This window comes from Neopusillimonas aromaticivorans (genome assembly GCF_030344915.1).
GTDB classification, from domain to species: domain Bacteria; phylum Pseudomonadota; class Gammaproteobacteria; order Burkholderiales; family Burkholderiaceae_B; genus Neopusillimonas; species Neopusillimonas aromaticivorans.
Genome location: NZ_CP128233.1, coordinates 277,117 through 293,786, shown reverse-complemented (window position 1 = coordinate 293,786; position 16,670 = coordinate 277,117). Strand labels below are relative to the sequence as shown.

Here is a 16,670-nt window from a genome sequence, read left to right as displayed (position 1 = left end):
ACGAGGTCAGCTGGTCTGGTTCATCAGGCGGTGGTACCAGGCATGGAAGTGCATCATGCCGTCTTCCATGGGTGACTGATACGGACCGGCTTCAGTGGTACCGCGCATCATCAAAGCCTTGCGCCCGGCATCCATGCGTTCGGCAATCTCGTCATCTTCAACTGCGGTTTCCATATAGGCAGCGCGTTGCGCCTCGACGAAATCGCGCTCAAATGCGGCAATTTCCTCGGGGTAATAAAACTCGACGATATTGACGGTTTTTTGCGGGCTGACAGGGTGCAGGGTCGACAACACCACGACATGCGGGTACAGCTCGATCATGTGGGTGGGGAAGTAGGTGACCCAGACGGCTCCGAAGTCGGGGGTTTCGCCCTGACGGAATTGCAAGAGCTGGTCGTGCCAGCGTTTGTAGGTTTCAGAGCCAGGTTGGGCCAGGGCATTGTGCACCCCCACCCGTTGCAGGCTGTACCAGTCGGCGAATTCCCAGGTCAGGTCATCGCAGGTGACAAAACGCCCCAGGCCCGGATGAAACGGCCCCACATGATAGTCTTCGAGGTAGACCTCAATGAAGGTTTTCCAGTTGTAGTTGCAGTGGTGCACTTCAACGTGATCAAGCACGTAGTCACCGAAATCAAACTCAGGCCGTTTAAACAGCGACGCCATATCATGTGCAGGGTCACGCGGGCCTTCGAACAGCAGCCCGTGGCAGTTTCTGAGCGTGAATCTTTCCAGATTCATGCAGGGGTTTCTGGAAACTGGGGTGCCCCCAGCAATTCGCCGTTTTTGCTGTAGGTCCAGCGATGAATCGGGCAGACAATGTTGCCGCCTGTATCGCGCAGGTTGCCCCGGTGCGTTTTAGGCCCTGCCGGGTCGAGCATGTCGAAGCCCAGCATGACGGCCTGTCGGTGACGGCAAACATTTGAGATCAATTCTACGCCGTTCGGATTGCGAACCAGGGCACGCCCGGCGTGCTCGTGCGCCAGCGTGTACCAGTCACCCGTTTCGGGCACCAGTTTCTCGTGCCCGACGTACAGGGCTGAGTTATTGAAAATACGGGCTTTTTCGCGAGCGAAGATGGTATCGTCGAAATAACTTTCAACGGAAAGCTGCGATTGTGCCAGCGCGAATTGCGCTTCCCGACCAATGTCGGTCATGATTTGTCCCCCGCGCGGTTACTTACCAGCCGGTGAAAGTTTTGGCTGGTGCGAAGAAAAAACGGACTGGCCGATGAAATGTAAACGCGCATTGTACCCGAAACTTTTTCTTTAAAAACAAGACTTACGGCGAGGCCGGCGTTGTTTGATCCGGCATCTCGTACAATCGCACTAATTCAAATTCAGGAAATTGTCATGGCCGAACATTCTGCCACCTCATCCGGGGTAACGCCGTCGCCAGGTGCGGCACCGTTGCCACAAGACTTCGAGACCGCGTTGTCCCAGCTCGAGGCGCTGGTCGCACGGATGGAAAGCGGGGAATTGCCGCTTGAACAGTCGTTGGCGGCGTACGAGCGCGGTGTTGAGCTCTCGCGCGTGTGCCAGCGTTTGCTGGATGCTGCCGATGAGCAGGTCAAGGTGCTGCAGGGCAACGTGTTGAAGCCGCTTGATGATACGACCAACCAAGAGGGATAAGCGGTATGTCGATCACAATTCAGCCGTTTTCTGATTGGTTAAAGGCCACAGCGGCACACGTTGAAAACGTTCTTGACGAGTTTCTGCCTGAGGCTGATATCGAGCCCGTACGCTTGCACGAAGCCATGCGCTACTCGGTGCTGGGTGGCGGCAAACGGGTTCGCGCCGCGCTGGTCTATGCGGCAGGCGAGGCCTCTATTGGCGCCGGGCAGTCATTGTCGTCGGCGCAGGCCAAGGCGCTTGATCATGCCAGCGCCGCCGTTGAACTGATTCACGCGTACTCGCTTGTACACGATGACTTGCCGTGCATGGACAATGACGATTTGCGCCGCGGTCGCCCTACGACTCATCGTCAGTTTGATGAGGCGACCGCCATGCTTGCCGGTGATGCCTTGCAGCCGCTGGCCTTTGAATTGCTGGCTCAAACCCCGGTTGCGCCCGCGCTGGTTATTCAGGCCATCGAGTTGCTGGCTCGCTCTGCGGGTAGCCTGGGCATGGCGGGTGGGCAGGCCATTGATTGTCTGGCCGTGGGTCAGGCACTTAGTCAGGCCGAGCTGCAGGTCATGCACAGCATGAAAACCGGTGCGATGCTGCAGGCCAGTGTGTTGCTGGGGGGCATTGTTGTGGGTGCAGGTTCGGCTACCCGTGAAGGGCTTGAGCGTTACGCCAGCGCGGTAGGGCTTGCCTTTCAGGTGGCCGACGACATTCTTGATGTGACGGCCAATACGGCGGTGCTGGGCAAGACGGCGGGAAAAGACCTTCAGAACAACAAGCCAACGTATGTCTCGTTGCTGGGTGTTGACCCTGCACGTGAACTGCTTGAGTCGCTGCGTCAAGAGGCGCATGCCGCCTTGTTGCCGCTCGGGCCGGCGGGCCATCGTCTGGGTGATCTTGCTGATTATATTGTGGGTCGCGATCACTGATGGCGCTTCGGGTGCCTGGCTACTCAACTAAAATAGGCCTCAGTGGCGTCTGGCGCCAACAGGTTCAACGTGTATGACTATTCCCTCTTTAGAACAGATCAATTCGCCCGACGACTTGCGCGGCCTTGACGCGCGGTCGCTCAAACAGGTTGCCGATCAGTTGCGCTCGTTCATTTTGACTGCGGTGTCCCGCACCGGGGGCATTTGTCCTCCAACCTGGGTACTGTCGAACTGGCCGTTGCCCTGCATTATGTGTTCAATACCCCCGACGATCGCATTGTCTGGGACGTCGGTCACCAGTCGTACCCGCACAAGATCTTGACCGGGCGCCGCGACGCAATGGCCCATTTGCGCCAGTTTGGTGGCATTTCAGGGTTTCCCAAGCGCTCTGAGTCCGTGTATGACCCCTTTGGTACGGCCCATTCGTCCACTTCGATTTCGGCGGTGCTGGGTATGGCGGTTGCATCACGCAATCTGGGGCACGCCAAGCGTCAGCACATTGCGGTCATTGGCGATGGTGCCATGACGGCAGGCATGGCCTTCGAGGCCTTGAACAATGCGGGTGTCACGCCCGGTGTCAATGTGCTGGTGATCCTGAACGATAATGACATGTCGATTTCGCCGCCGGTTGGTGCACTGAATCATTATTTTGCACGGCTTATGTCCGGCAAGTTTTATGCCGCCGCCAAGAACATGGGCAAGGCTGTCTTGCAGCACATGCCGCCGGTACTTGAATTGGCTCGTCGGGTCGAAGGTCACGCTAAAGGTCTGGTGTCCCCCGCCACGCTGTTTGAAGAGCTGGGCTTCAATTATGTGGGCCCCATCGATGGTCATGACCTTGATGCGCTGGTGCCGACGTTGCAGAACCTGCGTCAGCTGGGTGGTCTTCAATTTCTGCACGTGGTCACAAAAAAGGGCAGGGCTACAAACTGGCTGAAGCCGATCCTGTGCTTTATCACGGCCCCGGAAAATTCGACCCCACGGTGGGTATCCAGAAATCGACGGCCCCTGTGCGCCAGACGTTTACCCAGGTCTTCGGACGCTGGTTGTGTGACATGGCCCGGCACGACGATCGACTGATGGCCATTACCCCCGCCATGCGCGAGGGCAGCGGCATGGTCGAATTTCACCAGCAGTTTCCCGAGCGCTATTTCGATGTGGGTATTGCAGAGCAGCACGCCGTCACGTTTGCGGGTGGTATTGCCTGCGAGGGGCTCAAACCCGTCGTGGCCATTTATTCCACCTTCTTGCAACGAGGTTACGATCAACTGATTCACGATGTGGCGTTGCAAGACCTCGATGTAACGTTTGCGCTTGATCGTGCGGGTCTGGTGGGTGCTGATGGCGCTACCCATGCCGGTAATTACGACATTGCGTTTTTGCGCTGTATTCCCAATATGGTTATTGCAACGCCGTCTGACGAAAATGAAACCCGGTTGTTACTCAGTACCTGTTATCACTACAACGGGCCTGCCTCGGTACGTTATCCGCGCGGTGCCGGTTGTGGCGCCGAAGTCACGTCATCGCTCGATACCGTCGAAATCGGCAAAGGCCATGTTTTAAGGCACGGCAAGCGGGTTGCCATCCTGGGTTTCGGCACGCTGGTGCCCGCTGCGCTCGAGGCGGCCCACGAACTGGATACAACCGTTGCTGACATGCGGTTTGTCAAACCGCTTGATCATGCTTTGGTTGATCAGCTGGTGGCCAGCCATGAGGCTATTGTGACACTTGAGGAAGGCGCCATTATGGGCGGCGCAGGCAGTGCTGTACTCGAGCATCTGGCCAGTCGCGGAGTCCAGATCCCTGTCCTGCAGCTGGGTTTGCCTGATGAATTCATTGATCATGGTGATCAGGGCAAATTGTTGCAGCAGCACGGGCTCGACGCCCTGGGCATTGCCGACTCGATTAGACAGAAGTTTTGTTTGTCCTAGTTTGTCCAGGACAAAATCGTGTCAATAGGGTGTCCCGCAAAAACCTGTCGAACCCAGGGGTTATGCTCGACACCGCTTGAACGTCAGGGTAATGTAGAGTCGTTATCATTCATTGTCCCGGCATCGTCCGGTTTTATACAGGTCAAATCATGAACTCCATCACTGATTCTGCTGCCGTCATGCCCGATGTTCAAAGCTCGGCCGATACCCGCCGGATGCCGATCCAGCGTGTCGGGGTTCGGGGTGTACGTCACCCCATGCTGGTCAGCGGCGCAGGCGGCCAGCCGATGCCCACCGTAGCCGACTGGGAGCTTACCGTTGCGCTGCCTGCCCATGAAAAAGGCACGCACATGTCGCGTTTTGTCGCCCTGCTCGAGCGCTATCGTGCAACGCCCATGACGCCAGCGTTGTTCTGCGAAATGGCCCAGAACATGCTGCCTCTGCTGAATGCGGAAAAGGGCGACATCCGCGCGCGATTCCCGTATTTCATTGAAAAGGTGGCCCCGGTATCCCAGGTTGCCAGCCTGATGGACTACGAAGTGTCCTGGAAGGCGATCGCCACGGCAGATGACGTGCAGTTCGAATTGTCTGTACTGGTGCCTGTGACCAGTCTTTGTCCGTGTTCCAAAGCCATTTCCCAGTACGGTGCGCATAATCAGCGCTCACACGTTACGGTCGAGGCAGTATTCGATACTGTTGATGCCATCGATGTGAATGCGCTCATTCAGGGTATCGAACAACAGGCTTCGTGTGAGTTATGGGGGCTGCTCAAGCGTGGTGACGAAAAGTTCGTTACCGAACGTGCTTACGAAAACCCCAAGTTCGTGGAAGATCTGGTGCGTGATGTGGCCGTGCAATTGCAGTCAATCAACGGGGTTCAGCGCTTCCGTGTCGAGGCTGAAAACTTTGAATCCATTCATAACCATTCTGCCTACGCCGTGGTTGAAGGCTGATTTTTTGCAGCATGTTTTGCCGACGGGCAGGCCTTGGGGTCTGCCCGTCTTGTTTGATGTGTGTTGCTGCTATTTGCCTGAACTGAAAGCGATTTCAGGCAGGGGTGTAGCCCTGTGATACAACCCGCAATCATTGCCCGGAAAAACAGCTTCGTGCTATCATTAGCGGTTTCTTGCTCGACGGGCATGGGTGCGTTTACGCGCTTTGTCTGCGGGCTGACCCTTTTGCGGCTTATCGCAGGCCGTAAAAGCTATCCTCAAGGAGTCCTACCTATGCGTCACTACGAAGTAGTGTTTATTGTGCACCCCGATCAAAGCGAGCAAGTGCCCGCCATGATCGAGCGCTACCAAGGCTTGGTTACCGGTAACAAAGGTACAGTGCACCGTCTTGAAGACTGGGGCCGTCGCCAGTTGGCTTACCCGATCCAGAAACTGGTCAAGGCACACTATGTGTGCATGAACATCGAGTGCGACCAGACCACACTCGACGAACTCGAGCACTCGTTCCGCTACAACGACGCCGTCTTGCGTCACCTGGTTGTCAAAACCAAAAAAGCTGAAACTGCGCCTTCCATCATGATGAAGTCCGTCGAACGCGAAGAAGCACGCAAGTCCAGCAACGACGCAGCGGCCAGCGCCGAGTAAACCCGCGTCACCCACAGGCAACGTGTTGAACCAGTTTCGCACTACCGCCAGTGTGCTTGAAATCAAGCCGCTGCGTTATACCCCGGCAGGGGTTCCGGTCACTGAGCTGGTTTTGGATCACGTTTCTGATGTCATGGAAGCCGGTGCAATGCGCCGTGTGCAGTTTTCCATAGTCGCAGTAGCCTTGGGCGATATCGGCCTGCTGATGGCCCAAACCCCGTTGGGGGTTTTGCTCAACATCGAAGGTTTTCTTGCTCCGGTCAGAAAAGGGGCCAGCAAACTGGTGTTGCATATACAGCAGGCGTCGCGTGTTTACGCCGATGACGGTCCGGTGACCGTTTAGCCGCGTTGTAGTTCCAGTTCTCGCACGGGCATTTGGCCCGATGCATACTTAATACCGATTGGGCCACAGGCTCAAGCACTCAAGAGGCACATTATGGCTTTCTTCAAAAAAGGCAAAGAAAAACGCAAGTTCAACCAGCAGAACCCGCTTTTCAAGCGTCGCAAGTTCTGCCGCTTCACCGCTGCCGGTGTCGAGCAGGTTGACTACAAAGATCTCGATACCCTGCGCGATTTCATCCAGGAAAACGGCAAAATCATCCCCGCCCGCCTGACCGGCACCAAGGCGCACTACCAGCGCCAGCTCGACACCGCTGTCAAGCGTGCCCGTTTCCTGGCGTTGTTGCCTTACACCGACAACCACAAATAATCCGAGGTTAAAGTCATGCAAGTTATTCTGCTCGAAAAAGTCAGCAATCTGGGTAACCTCGGTGACGTCGTCCGTGTTCGCGACGGCTTCGCCCGTAACTACCTGATTCCTCAAAAAATCGCTCGCCGCGCCACTGAAGCGGCTTTGAAAGAATTCGAAGCACGCCGCGCCGAACTTGAAAAGCAACAGGCCGAGCGTCTGGCTGCGGCTCAGGCCACAGGCGAAAAACTGGGCGGCTTCCTGCTCAAGATGTCCCAGAAAGCGGGTGTTGACGGCCGCCTGTTCGGTTCGGTTACCACCATGGACATCGCTGCAGCTCTGCAAGAAGGCGGCTTCCAGGTCGTCAAGTCGCAGGTTCGCCTGCCCGACGGCGCGATCAAGGCGGTGGGCGAGTTCCCCGCCCAGGTCGCATTGCATGCTGACGTCGTGGTTGACATCACTGTCAATGTTCAAGGCGAAATGGTCTAACTTCGGTTCAAGACCCTGTCGTCCGCCATGGTACATTTCACAGCAATGTGAAGTACCTGGCCCCCTGAAGAAGCCGGTGCAAGCCGGCTTTTTCCATTTTGTTTCTTCTGGATTGCCTTCGTGGAAAACGTACAACCAACCGGTGACAAGCAGCTAGATTATTTGCGGGTTCCTCCGCACTCCATCGAGGCCGAACAGTCGGTTTTGGGTGGCTTGTTGCTCGACAATGCCGCTTTCGACCGTATTACTGATGTGGTTGGCGAAGATGACTTTTACCGTTTCGATCACAAAATCATCTGGCAGCACATCACGCGCCTGATCAGCCTCGCACGACCGGCAGACGTTGTCACGGTGTATGAGTCATTGGCCAGTGCCGGGAAGGGTGAAGAGGTTGGGGGCTGGCTTATCTGAATGCACTGGCGCACAATACGCCGTCCGCAGCCAACATCCGCCGCTATGCCGAAATCGTGCGTGAACGCTCTATGCTGCGCAAGCTGGTGTCGGTGGCGGATGAAATTGCGGCGGCCGCCTTTAACCCGCAGGGCAAGGAAGCTCGTCAATTGCTTGATGAGGCGGAATCCCGGGTGTTCCAGATTGCCCAGGAAGGGGCACGCGGTGCCACCGGTTTTCAGGAAATCCAGCCCTTGCTGACCCAGGTGGTCGAGCGCATCGACGAACTGTATCACCGTGAGGGTGGTTCCGATATTACCGGTGTACCGACGGGCTTCAATGACCTCGATCGCATGACGTCGGGGTTGCAGCCCGGCGATCTGATTATCGTGGCCGGTCGTCCGTCGATGGGTAAAACGTCGTTTTCCATGAACATCGGTGAGCATGTCGCCATTGAACAGGGCTTGCCGGTAGCGGTATTTTCCATGGAAATGGGGGCGGTCCAGTTGGCCATGCGTATGGTGGGTTCGGTGGGCATGCTTGATCAGCATCGCATGCGAACCGGAAAACTGACTGCTGAAGACTGGCCGCGCCTGACGCATGCCGTCCAGCAGGTGCAGGAAGCCCAGATTTATATTGATGAAACCCCGGCGCTCAGTTCAATGGAGGTGCGTGCCCGTGCGCGGCGTCTGGCCCGTCAATGCGGGCAACTGGGTCTGATCATTATCGACTACATGCAGTTGATGTCGGCCAATTCGGCCGGTGAAAACCGGGCGACTGAAATTTCGGAAATCAGCCGTTCGCTGAAAGGCCTGGCCAAAGAACTGAATTGCCCGCTGATTGCCTTGTCGCAGTTGAACCGAAGCCTTGAACAGCGGCCCAACAAGCGCCCGGTCATGAGTGACTTGCGCGAATCGGGCGCTATTGAACAGGACGCCGATCTGATCTTGTTTATTTACCGAGATGAAGTGTACAACCCCGATTCACCCGATAAAGGCACCGCCGAAATCATTATCGGCAAACAGCGTAACGGGCCAATCGGTTCGGTGCGCCTGACCTTCCAGGGGCCAGCACACGCTTCCTTAACTTTACATCGGGGTTGCAATAAGCGCTGAAGGTTTTCCCCGTTTTGAACGGTGACACGGGCTGGCCACTTGTCGCGGGTTGCCTGTGGCAGGCAGTGGTGGGAACCCGGTGGCAATCAATCGGGCGTGGCCCCCGACATGGCCAAGGCCATATTGAACGCTGCTTTCAGTGAGCCGGCATCGGCGATGCCTTTGCCGGCAATGTCGAAAGCCGTGCCGTGGTCAACGCTGGTGCGAATGAATGGCAAGCCAACCGTCACGTTGACTCCTTCATCAACACCCAGATATTTGACCGGAATCAGCCCCTGGTCGTGGTATTGGGCGACCACAATGTCGAACTCACCCCGACGGGCTCGCATGAAAATGGTGTCGCCTGGCCATGGGCCCGAAACATTGATCCCCTCGGAGCGAGCCAGGGCAATGGCGGGCTCGATGATGTCGCTTTCTTCGTGTCCGAACTTGCCATGTTCGCCTGCGTGCGGGTTCAACCCGGCAACAGCGACCCGTGGGGCAGTAACGCCGGCATGACGACAGGCTTGGTACGCCAGCCGTATGGTTTGAAGTTCCTTGTCGATCGTCAGGCTTGGGCTGACATCGACCAACGGGATATGAATGGTGACCAGGATGACGCGCAGCTCTTGATTGGCCAGCATCATGGCGAAATGTGCGGTGCCGGTGCGGTCTGCCAGGATTTCGGTATGCCCCGGGTAATTGATGCCGCCCAGTTGCATGGCGGCCTTGTTTAACGGCGCGGTGACAACGGCCCGCAGTTTGCCGGCCAGCGCATCATCGGTGGCGTGGCAAACGTACTCGTAGGCGGCGCGTCCGGCATGGGCATTCAGCACGCCGGGCTGAACCGTGTCGGGCAGGGGGCTGTGACGGTTAACGACAGCAATGGCGCCTTTGGCCAAGGGCCAGGCAATGTCATCAACGCGGTGGTAACTGTTGATGAAGAGCCTGTCTGCAAGATCGAGCGCCTTGATGGTGCGTTCGAGTACACCGTGGTCTCCGTAGACCACAACCGGCCAGGCTGGCCCTTCGGCCAGCAGGCGGATGATGATTTCGGGCCCGATGCCGGCAGCATCACCGAGGGTAATGCCGACCGGTTTTGTGTCCGGGTTGTTGTCGTGATGGGTCATGATCGTTTAGAGGGCTTCGCTGGCGTAGTCGGCCAGTCGTGAGCGCTCGCCGCGCTGCAGGGTAATATGCCCGGAATGCGGCCACCCTTTAAATCGGTCAACCACATAGGTCAGGCCCGAGCTGCCTTCGGTCAGGTAGGGGTGTCGATTTGCGCAATATTGCCAAGGCAAACGATTTTGGTCCCGGGGCCGGCTCGGGTGACCAGTGTTTTCATCTGTTTCGGCGTCAGGTTCTGGGCTTCGTCGATGATCAGGTATTTGTTCAGGAAGGTACGTCCACGCATGAAACTCATTGACTTAACCTTGATGCGTGAACGGATCATTTCCATGGTGGCGTTTTTAGTGCTGTCGGTACCATTGCTGGCGGTGTAGCCCGGATTGCCGGTGCCCAGGTGAAGGACCTCGAGGTTGTCTTCCAGTGCTCCCATCCAGGGCAGCATTTTTTCTTCTTCAGTACCTGGCAAAAAACCGATTTCATCGCCGACAGGCACGGTAGCCCGGGTGATGATGATTTCAGAGTATCGACGTGTTTCAGGGTTTGGGTCAGCCCGGCAGCAAGCGCCAGCAGCGTCTTGCCTGTACCCGCCTGACCCAGTAGCGAAACGAAATCGCAGTCAGGGTTCATGAGCAGATTCATGGCAAAGTTCTGCTCTCGGTTTTTGGCGGTAATGCCCCATACATTGTTTTTGCTGTGGCTGTAGTCACGCAAGGTGGCCAGTACCGCGCTTTTGCCAGTGACTTCCTTCACCTGGGCATACAGCGGCATTTCACCTTCCAGAAACACGAATTCGTTGACAATCAGCTGCGCGCACAGTGGCCCCTTGATGCGGTAGAACGTCGTGCCGCCCTGTTGCCAGGACTCCACGTCCTTACCATGCTGGCTCCAGAAATTGTCTGGCAGCGGCATGACGCCTTCGTACAGCAAATCGGAATCGTCAATCACATGATCGTTGTAGTAGTCTTCAGCATGAAGGCCCAGAGCGAGTGCCTTCAGGCGCATGTTGATGTCTTTCGACACCAGGACCACTTCGCGGTCTGTGTGCTGTTGCTGCAGGGCGTGAACCACGCCCAGAATCACATTGTCGGCCTTGCCGGCAGGCAGCGTCATGGGCAGCTCTGATTGCAGGGCTGTCGTCTGGAAATGCAATGCGCCACGGGCCTCTGCATTGCCCAGTGCGTCAAGGTGAAGACTTTCTACCGACCCCTTGTTGTCTGCAACCAGGCTGTCAAGATAACGGCTGGCTTGACGGGCATTACGGGCCACTTCCGACATGCCTTTTTTCTGGTGATCGAGCTCTTCGAGAACCAGCATGGGAAGAAAGACATCGTGTTCTTCAAACTTGAACAGCGAGCTGGGATCGTGAAGCAGGACATTGGTGTCGAGCACGAACATCTTGCGTTTCTCGACATCCAGGCGCGGTTTCTTTGTGTTGCGCGATTTTGGCGCAACGACAGGTTGTTCGCTGATGGAAGGTGTCGTCGTGACGGACAACCGCTTCTTTGAGGCAATAACGGGCGGTGCAACGGGTTCAGTCGGGGTCACGTCCGGGTTTTCAGCTTCCGGCGAGGCAAGGGCATTCAAAGACCCTTCGGCAGCCGCCGTTGCCGTACTGGCTTTGCGGCGTGTTGACTTGCGAGCCCTGGGGGTGCCGGCGGGGCGGGTTGCTCGTCGGGTGATGTGATGAAGGCATCAAGGGTTTTGTCGACAGTAACGAGGCTTCCCGGGCGGGTCGGCAACTTGGGTAGCGGCATAAGGTGGAGGCTCCTGAGCGTGGGCTGGGGTAGGGGCTTATTGAGCCGCTGCAGTGACGGTTTGCAGTACCTGGTCAACATGACCGGGCACTTTAAGGCCACGCCATTCGTGGGTGACAACACCTTGCGGGTTGATCAGGAAGGTGCTGCGCTCAATACCCCTGACCTGTTTACCGTACATGTTTTTCATTTTCATGACGCCGAACAGGTTGCACAGTGTTTCGTCGGGGTCCGAGATCAGTGTGAATGGCAATTCTTGTTTGCCGATGAAGTTCTGGTGCGATTTGATGGAGTCGCGTGACACACCCATCACCTGGCAACCCGCTGCCTTGAAGTCGTCGATGCGATCCCGAAAATTCTGCGCCTGGGTGGTACAGCCTGGTGTGCTGTCTTTCGGGTAAAAATACAGCACTGTCCAGTGCCCTTCAAGGCTGGCGTTGGTGATGTCGCCGGCGGTGCTTTGTGCGGTAAAGGCAGGAACGGCAGAGCCGATGGATATTTCGCTCATGTTGACTCCAGTGGCAGCAGGGCGGCAACGACACGGCGCCCCTCTGCCATCAAAATGTTGTAGGTGCGGGCGGCAGCGTGCGTACTCATGGCTTCTACGCCGATACCCGCGTCAAGCAGCGGACGAATAACCGCCGCTGGCAGAAAATGTTGCTGTTTCCCGGTGCCGACCAGAATGACTTCTGGCGCATCGTCGGGTCTGGTCGGACGGCCCTCGGGGGCATCCAGAAAATCAAGGGTGAAACCGCAGTGTGTGCAAGCCCTGCAATATCGCGCAGCTGCTGGCTGGTAATGTCACTTACCCGAGTGGTTTCCCAGCGCTTGACCTCGCCTTCGGGACCGAAGTACACAGCATGGTCGAACCGCACGGCATTGATTTCAATATAGTGCTCGCCGTAAGCGGTGACGGTATTCAGGGCAGGGTTTGATTCAGCTTGCAATTGCACGGTAAAAACTCCAGAGGACAAGGCTGATCATAGCGCAATCGTGGCCGGAACCCATGCCGTGCATGTCGGGCAGCGGGTCGCCTTTTATTGGTTGGGGCTATCGTTTAAACTATTAGGTTATGCGCTAACCAGCCCCATTTTTCGCTTACAAGCCTCTTTTAACCCCCAAGGAATTACCATGACGAATTTTCCTCGCATTGAGCGTTTGCCGCCGTATGTTTTCAATATTACTGGCGAGCTCAAGATGGCGGCGCGCCGTCGTGGCGAGGACATCATTGACATGTCGATGGGGAACCCCGATGGTTCCACACCAAAGCACATTGTCGACAAACTCGTCGAAGTCGTTTCGCGCCCCGATACCCACGGTTACTCGGTTTCCAAGGGTATTCCGCGTTTGCGCCGGGCTATTTCCGGCTGGTACGACCGGCGTTACGGGGTCAGCATTGACCCCGATTCCGAAGCCATTGTCACCATTGGCTCCAAAGAAGGTCTGGCGCACCTGATGCTGGCGACTCTTGACCGCGGCGATACCGTACTGGTGCCGAATCCCAGTTATCCCATCCATATTTACGGGGCGGTTATTGCAGGTGCCAACATTCGTTCGGTGCCCATGACACCGGGGCTCGATTTCTTTGAAGAAATCGAGCGTTCAGTCAAAGAATCCATTCCCAAGCCAAAGATGATGATTCTGGGCTTTCCCAGCAATCCTACGGCGCAATGTGTCGAGTTGTCCTTCTTCGAACGGGTCGTGGCACTGGCCAAAGAGCACAATATTCTGGTGGTGCACGACCTGGCCTACGCCGATATCTGCTTCGACGGTTATGTGGCGCCTTCCATCATGCAGGTGCCGGGTGCGCGCGATGTTGCGGTTGAATTTTTCACCATGAGCAAAAGTTACAACATGGCCGGCTGGCGTGTGGGGTTCATGGTGGGTAACGCCGAACTGGTCAATGCATTGGCCCGCATCAAGAGCTACCACGACTATGGCACGTTTACACCTATCCAGGTGGCGGCCATCACGGCACTCGAAGGCCCGCAAGACTGCGTGGCCGAAGTGGTCGAACAGTACCGCAACCGGCGTGATGTCCTGGCCAAAGGCCTGCACGAGGCCGGCTGGATGGTCGATATTCCCAAGGCGTCCATGTACATCTGGGCGCGTATTCCCGAGCCTTACCGTGCGCTGGGTTCGCTCGAGTTTGCCAAGAAATTGCTCGAGCAGGCCAAGGTGGCGGTTTCGCCGGGGGTCGGGTTTGGCGAGTATGGCGACGAATATGTGCGCTTTGCACTGATTGAAAACGAGCAGCGTACACGCCAGGCGGTACGCGGCATTAAAGAAATGTTTCGTAAAGACGGGTTGATCAAATGAGTCCTGTAAAAGTAGGTTTGTTGGGTTTTGGTGTTGTCGGTGGCGGTACGTTCAAGGTACTTGTCCGCAATGCCGAAGAAATTGCCCGTCGGGCGGGCCGCAAAATCGAGGTGGTTGCGGTTGGCGCTCTTAACGTTGATGCCGTGCGCCAGGAAGTGGGTGACAATGTACTGGTCACCTCTGATGCCTTTGAGGTGGTGCGTCACCCCGATATCGATGTTGTGGTCGAACTCATCGGTGGCGATGGTATCGCCCGGGAATTGGTCAACGAGGCCATTGCCCAGGGTAAGCACGTGGTGACGGCCAACAAGGCTTTGCTGGCCAAGCATGGCAACGAGATTTTCGCGGCGGCCCAGGCCAAGGGCCTGATGGTTGCGTTCGAAGCCGCCGTGGCCGGTGGTATCCCTATCATCAAGGCGATTCGCGAAGGCTTGTCGGCCAATCGCATTCAGTGGGTCGCCGGTATCATTAACGGCACAACCAACTATATTCTTTCTGAAATGCGCTTCAAAGGGCTGTCGTTCAACGAAGCCCTTGCCGATGCCCAGCGGCTGGGCTACGCCGAAGCCGACCCGACGTTCGATATTGAAGGTGTCGATGCTGCCCACAAGCTCAGCCTGTTGGCTTCGCTGGCCTTCGGTATCCCCGTCCAGTTCAGCAAGGTTCACATCGAAGGCATTACCGGTCTGGCCAAAGAAGACATCGAGCACGCAGAACGTCTCGGTTACCGTATCAAGCTGCTGGGTATTACCCGTCGTTGCGAGAACGGCATTGAGTTGCGTGTTCACCCCACACTTATTCCTGCCGAACGCCTGCTGTCCAGCGTCGAGGGCGCCATGAACGCGGTGCAAGTCTATGGTGACATGGTTGGGCCTACCCTGTATTACGGCCAGGGTGCGGGTGAATTACCTACGGCTTCGGCGGTGGTGGCTGACCTGGTCGATGTGACCCGTTTGCTGTTGGCTGATCCGGGCCACCATGTGCCGCCGTTGGCGTTCCAGCCGGGTGCCATGGCCGACACGCCGATTCTTTCCATGGATGACGTCGTTTCGTCGTACTATCTGCGCTTGCGCGTTGATGACCGCCCGGGCGTTCTTGCCGATCTGGCGCGTGTTTTGGCCGATCACCAGATCTCGATCGGGTCCATGTTCCAGGAACCGCATGGTCCCGACGATGCCGATATCATTTTCCTGTCGCATCAGGCCCGTGAAGGCAATGTCAACCGTGCCCTGGAAGAGATTCAGGCCTTGCCTTTCGTCAAGTCTCATGTGACACGTCTTCGCGTGGAAAGCCTCCAATGAAATACCGTTCAACCCGTGGCGGTATGGCGCCACTGCAGTTTTCTGACATTCTGCTCGAAGGCCTGGCCCCCGATGGCGGGCTGGCCCTGCCCGAATCGCTGCCAAAAATTTCAGCTGAAACGCTTGAGTCCTGGCGCACGCTGTCGTATCCGCAACTGGCCACCGAGGTTCTGGGCCTGTTCATCGATGATATTCCGCGTGCCGACCTCGCAAAGCTCACTGCGGCAGCCTATACCACCGATGCATTTGATTCGCCCGATATTGTTCCGGTCAAGCCGCTTGATGGCGGGTTAAGCTTGTTGGGCTTGTCGCAGGGCCCAACCCTGGCCTTCAAAGACATGGCCATGCAGTTTCTCGGGCAAGTGTTTGAATACGTTCTGGCGCGTCGCAACACCACACTCAATATTCTGGGTGCAACCTCGGGTGATACCGGTTCCGCCGCCGAATATGCCTTGCGCGGCAAGAAAGGGGTGTCGGTTTTCATGTTGTCGCCTCAGGGCCGCATGAGCGATTTCCAGCGCGCCCAGATGTACTCCCTGCAAGATGAAAACATTCATAACATCGCGGTAAAGGGTGTGTTCGACGAGTGCCAGGATATCGTCAAGGCACTGGGCAGCGATCTTGACTTCAAGTCGCGCTACCATCTGGGGGCTGTCAATTCAATCAACTGGGCGCGTATTGCCGCTCAGGTGGTGTACTACTTCTGGGGCTGGTTGCGCGTTACTACCGGTCCGGGTCAGCAGGTGTCGTTTGCTGTCCCTTCGGGTAATTTCGGCAACATTCTTTCGGGTCATCTGGCCCGTGAAATGGGTTTGCCTGTGCGTCGTCTGGTGCTGGCTACCAACGAAAACAATGTGCTCGAAGAGTTTTTCCGTACCGGTGTGTACCGACCGCGTTCGGCTGCGCAAACGCACGCCACTTCCAGTCCTTCCATGGATATCTCCCGGGCGTCCAACTTCGAGCGGTTTGTATTCGACCTGGTCGGTCAGGATGCGGCTCGCGTGGCGTCGTTATGGCAGCAGTTGGGCACTCAGGGCGAGTTTGATCTTTCCGATCTCAAGCCCTTGTTCGAGTCGCGTTATGGTTTCGTGGCCGGTGTCAGCAGCCATGCCGACCGTCTGGCTACAATTCGTGCGGTACACGAAGCCACGGGCGTTATCATCGACCCGCATACGGCCGATGGCGTCAAGGTGGCACGGCCCTTTGTCGAAGCGGGTGTCCCCATGCTGGTGCTTGAAACGGCATTGCCTGCCAAGTTCAACGACACCATTGTCGAGGCCATTGGTCAGCCCGCGCCACCCCCTGCGCACTGGGGCATCTGGCGTCCTTGCCGCAAAAAGTCGAAATCATGGATTGCGACGTGGCTCTGGTGCGTCGCTACATCGAGCAGCACGCACAGTTGTAGGCTGCGGGCAGCGTACGTAGTG

Annotated in this window: 11 protein-coding genes and 6 pseudogenes; 12 read left to right on the top strand and 5 right to left on the bottom strand. The window is 56.9% G+C overall.

The window, feature by feature from the left end:
- Positions 1–6: 6 nt before the first annotated feature.
- A pseudogene (locus N7E01_RS01495) lies at positions 7–1,154 on the bottom strand (aromatic ring-hydroxylating oxygenase subunit alpha).
- A gap of 195 nt (positions 1,155–1,349) precedes the next feature.
- On the opposite strand from N7E01_RS01495, the gene N7E01_RS01490 reads away from it, so the two are divergent.
- The 9 genes and pseudogenes from N7E01_RS01490 to N7E01_RS01450 all read left to right on the top strand — a co-directional run bounded on the left by N7E01_RS01490 (position 1,350) and on the right by N7E01_RS01450 (position 8,755).
- Complete coding sequence (locus N7E01_RS01490; protein WP_289174277.1) at positions 1,350–1,628, top strand: exodeoxyribonuclease VII small subunit; 279 nt, start codon at positions 1,350–1,352, stop codon at positions 1,626–1,628.
- 5 nt (positions 1,629–1,633) lie between these two features.
- Positions 1,634–2,551, top strand: coding sequence for a polyprenyl synthetase family protein (locus N7E01_RS01485; RefSeq protein ID WP_289174274.1), 918 nt, complete (start codon positions 1,634–1,636; stop codon positions 2,549–2,551).
- A gap of 73 nt (positions 2,552–2,624) precedes the next feature.
- A pseudogene (dxs, locus tag N7E01_RS01480) lies at positions 2,625–4,482 on the top strand (1-deoxy-D-xylulose-5-phosphate synthase).
- Between the two features lie 149 nt (positions 4,483–4,631).
- Complete coding sequence (gene folE2, locus N7E01_RS01475; RefSeq protein ID WP_289174272.1) at positions 4,632–5,435, top strand: GTP cyclohydrolase FolE2; 804 nt, start codon at positions 4,632–4,634, stop codon at positions 5,433–5,435.
- 273 nt (positions 5,436–5,708) lie between these two features.
- Entirely contained in the window at positions 5,709–6,080 is a 372-nt protein-coding gene (gene rpsF, locus N7E01_RS01470) for a 30S ribosomal protein S6 (protein ID WP_289174268.1), read from the top strand.
- A 25-nt stretch (positions 6,081–6,105) separates the two neighbouring features.
- A complete protein-coding gene (gene priB, locus N7E01_RS01465; RefSeq protein WP_289174266.1) occupies positions 6,106–6,423 on the top strand; it encodes a primosomal replication protein N in 318 nt (105 codons plus the stop codon).
- A 93-nt stretch (positions 6,424–6,516) separates the two neighbouring features.
- Positions 6,517–6,789: a 30S ribosomal protein S18 gene (gene rpsR, locus N7E01_RS01460; protein WP_289174263.1), complete on the top strand. Its 273-nt coding sequence runs from the start codon at positions 6,517–6,519 to the stop codon at positions 6,787–6,789.
- A 15-nt stretch (positions 6,790–6,804) separates the two neighbouring features.
- Positions 6,805–7,257, top strand: coding sequence for a 50S ribosomal protein L9 (rplI, locus tag N7E01_RS01455; RefSeq protein WP_289174261.1), 453 nt, complete (start codon positions 6,805–6,807; stop codon positions 7,255–7,257).
- 120 nt (positions 7,258–7,377) lie between these two features.
- Positions 7,378–8,755 (top strand): annotated as a pseudogene (locus N7E01_RS01450) (replicative DNA helicase).
- 93 nt (positions 8,756–8,848) lie between these two features.
- On the opposite strand, the gene pdxA reads toward N7E01_RS01450, so the two are convergent.
- The 4 genes and pseudogenes from pdxA to N7E01_RS01430 all read right to left on the bottom strand — a co-directional run bounded on the left by pdxA (position 8,849) and on the right by N7E01_RS01430 (position 12,576).
- Complete coding sequence (pdxA, locus tag N7E01_RS01445) at positions 8,849–9,871, bottom strand: 4-hydroxythreonine-4-phosphate dehydrogenase PdxA (protein ID WP_289174258.1); 1,023 nt, start codon at positions 9,869–9,871, stop codon at positions 8,849–8,851.
- Between the two features lie 6 nt (positions 9,872–9,877).
- Positions 9,878–11,339, bottom strand: a pseudogene (locus tag N7E01_RS01440) (PhoH family protein).
- Between the two features lie 321 nt (positions 11,340–11,660).
- Positions 11,661–12,131: a peroxiredoxin gene (locus N7E01_RS01435; RefSeq protein WP_289174255.1), complete on the bottom strand. Its 471-nt coding sequence runs from the start codon at positions 12,129–12,131 to the stop codon at positions 11,661–11,663.
- Positions 12,128–12,576, bottom strand: a pseudogene (locus N7E01_RS01430) (Mth938-like domain-containing protein). The gene N7E01_RS01435 and the pseudogene N7E01_RS01430 overlap by 4 nt, the downstream one beginning before the upstream one ends.
- A 178-nt stretch (positions 12,577–12,754) precedes the next feature.
- Here N7E01_RS01430 and alaC point away from each other — a divergent pair.
- The 3 genes and pseudogenes from alaC (at position 12,755) to thrC (ending at position 16,648) form a co-directional block, all read left to right on the top strand.
- A complete protein-coding gene (gene alaC / locus N7E01_RS01425) occupies positions 12,755–13,942 on the top strand; it encodes an alanine transaminase (RefSeq protein WP_289174253.1) in 1,188 nt (395 codons plus the stop codon).
- On the top strand, positions 13,939–15,243 hold the full coding sequence (locus N7E01_RS01420; protein ID WP_289174249.1) for a homoserine dehydrogenase: 1,305 nt from the start codon (positions 13,939–13,941) through the stop codon (positions 15,241–15,243). The genes alaC and N7E01_RS01420 overlap by 4 nt, the downstream gene beginning before the upstream one ends.
- A pseudogene (thrC, locus tag N7E01_RS01415) lies at positions 15,240–16,648 on the top strand (threonine synthase). The gene N7E01_RS01420 and the pseudogene thrC overlap by 4 nt, the downstream one beginning before the upstream one ends.
- Positions 16,649–16,670 lie beyond the last annotated feature (22 nt).

Bases quoted from the DNA above. Each gene is read 5' to 3' on its own strand.
- N7E01_RS01490 (WP_289174277.1), top strand. From the start codon at position 1,350: ATGGCCGAACATTCTGCCACCTCATCCGGGGTAACGCCGTCGCCAGGT.
- N7E01_RS01485 (WP_289174274.1), top strand. From the start codon at position 1,634: ATGTCGATCACAATTCAGCCGTTTTCTGATTGGTTAAAGGCCACAGCG.
- folE2 (WP_289174272.1), top strand. From the start codon at position 4,632: ATGAACTCCATCACTGATTCTGCTGCCGTCATGCCCGATGTTCAAAGC.
- rpsF (WP_289174268.1), top strand. From the start codon at position 5,709: ATGCGTCACTACGAAGTAGTGTTTATTGTGCACCCCGATCAAAGCGAG.
- rpsR (WP_289174263.1), top strand. From the start codon at position 6,517: ATGGCTTTCTTCAAAAAAGGCAAAGAAAAACGCAAGTTCAACCAGCAG.
- rplI (WP_289174261.1), top strand. From the start codon at position 6,805: ATGCAAGTTATTCTGCTCGAAAAAGTCAGCAATCTGGGTAACCTCGGT.
- pdxA (WP_289174258.1), bottom strand. From the start codon at position 9,871: ATGACCCATCACGACAACAACCCGGACACAAAACCGGTCGGCATTACC.
- N7E01_RS01435 (WP_289174255.1), bottom strand. From the start codon at position 12,131: ATGAGCGAAATATCCATCGGCTCTGCCGTTCCTGCCTTTACCGCACAA.
- alaC (WP_289174253.1), top strand. From the start codon at position 12,755: ATGACGAATTTTCCTCGCATTGAGCGTTTGCCGCCGTATGTTTTCAAT.
- N7E01_RS01420 (WP_289174249.1), top strand. From the start codon at position 13,939: ATGAGTCCTGTAAAAGTAGGTTTGTTGGGTTTTGGTGTTGTCGGTGGC.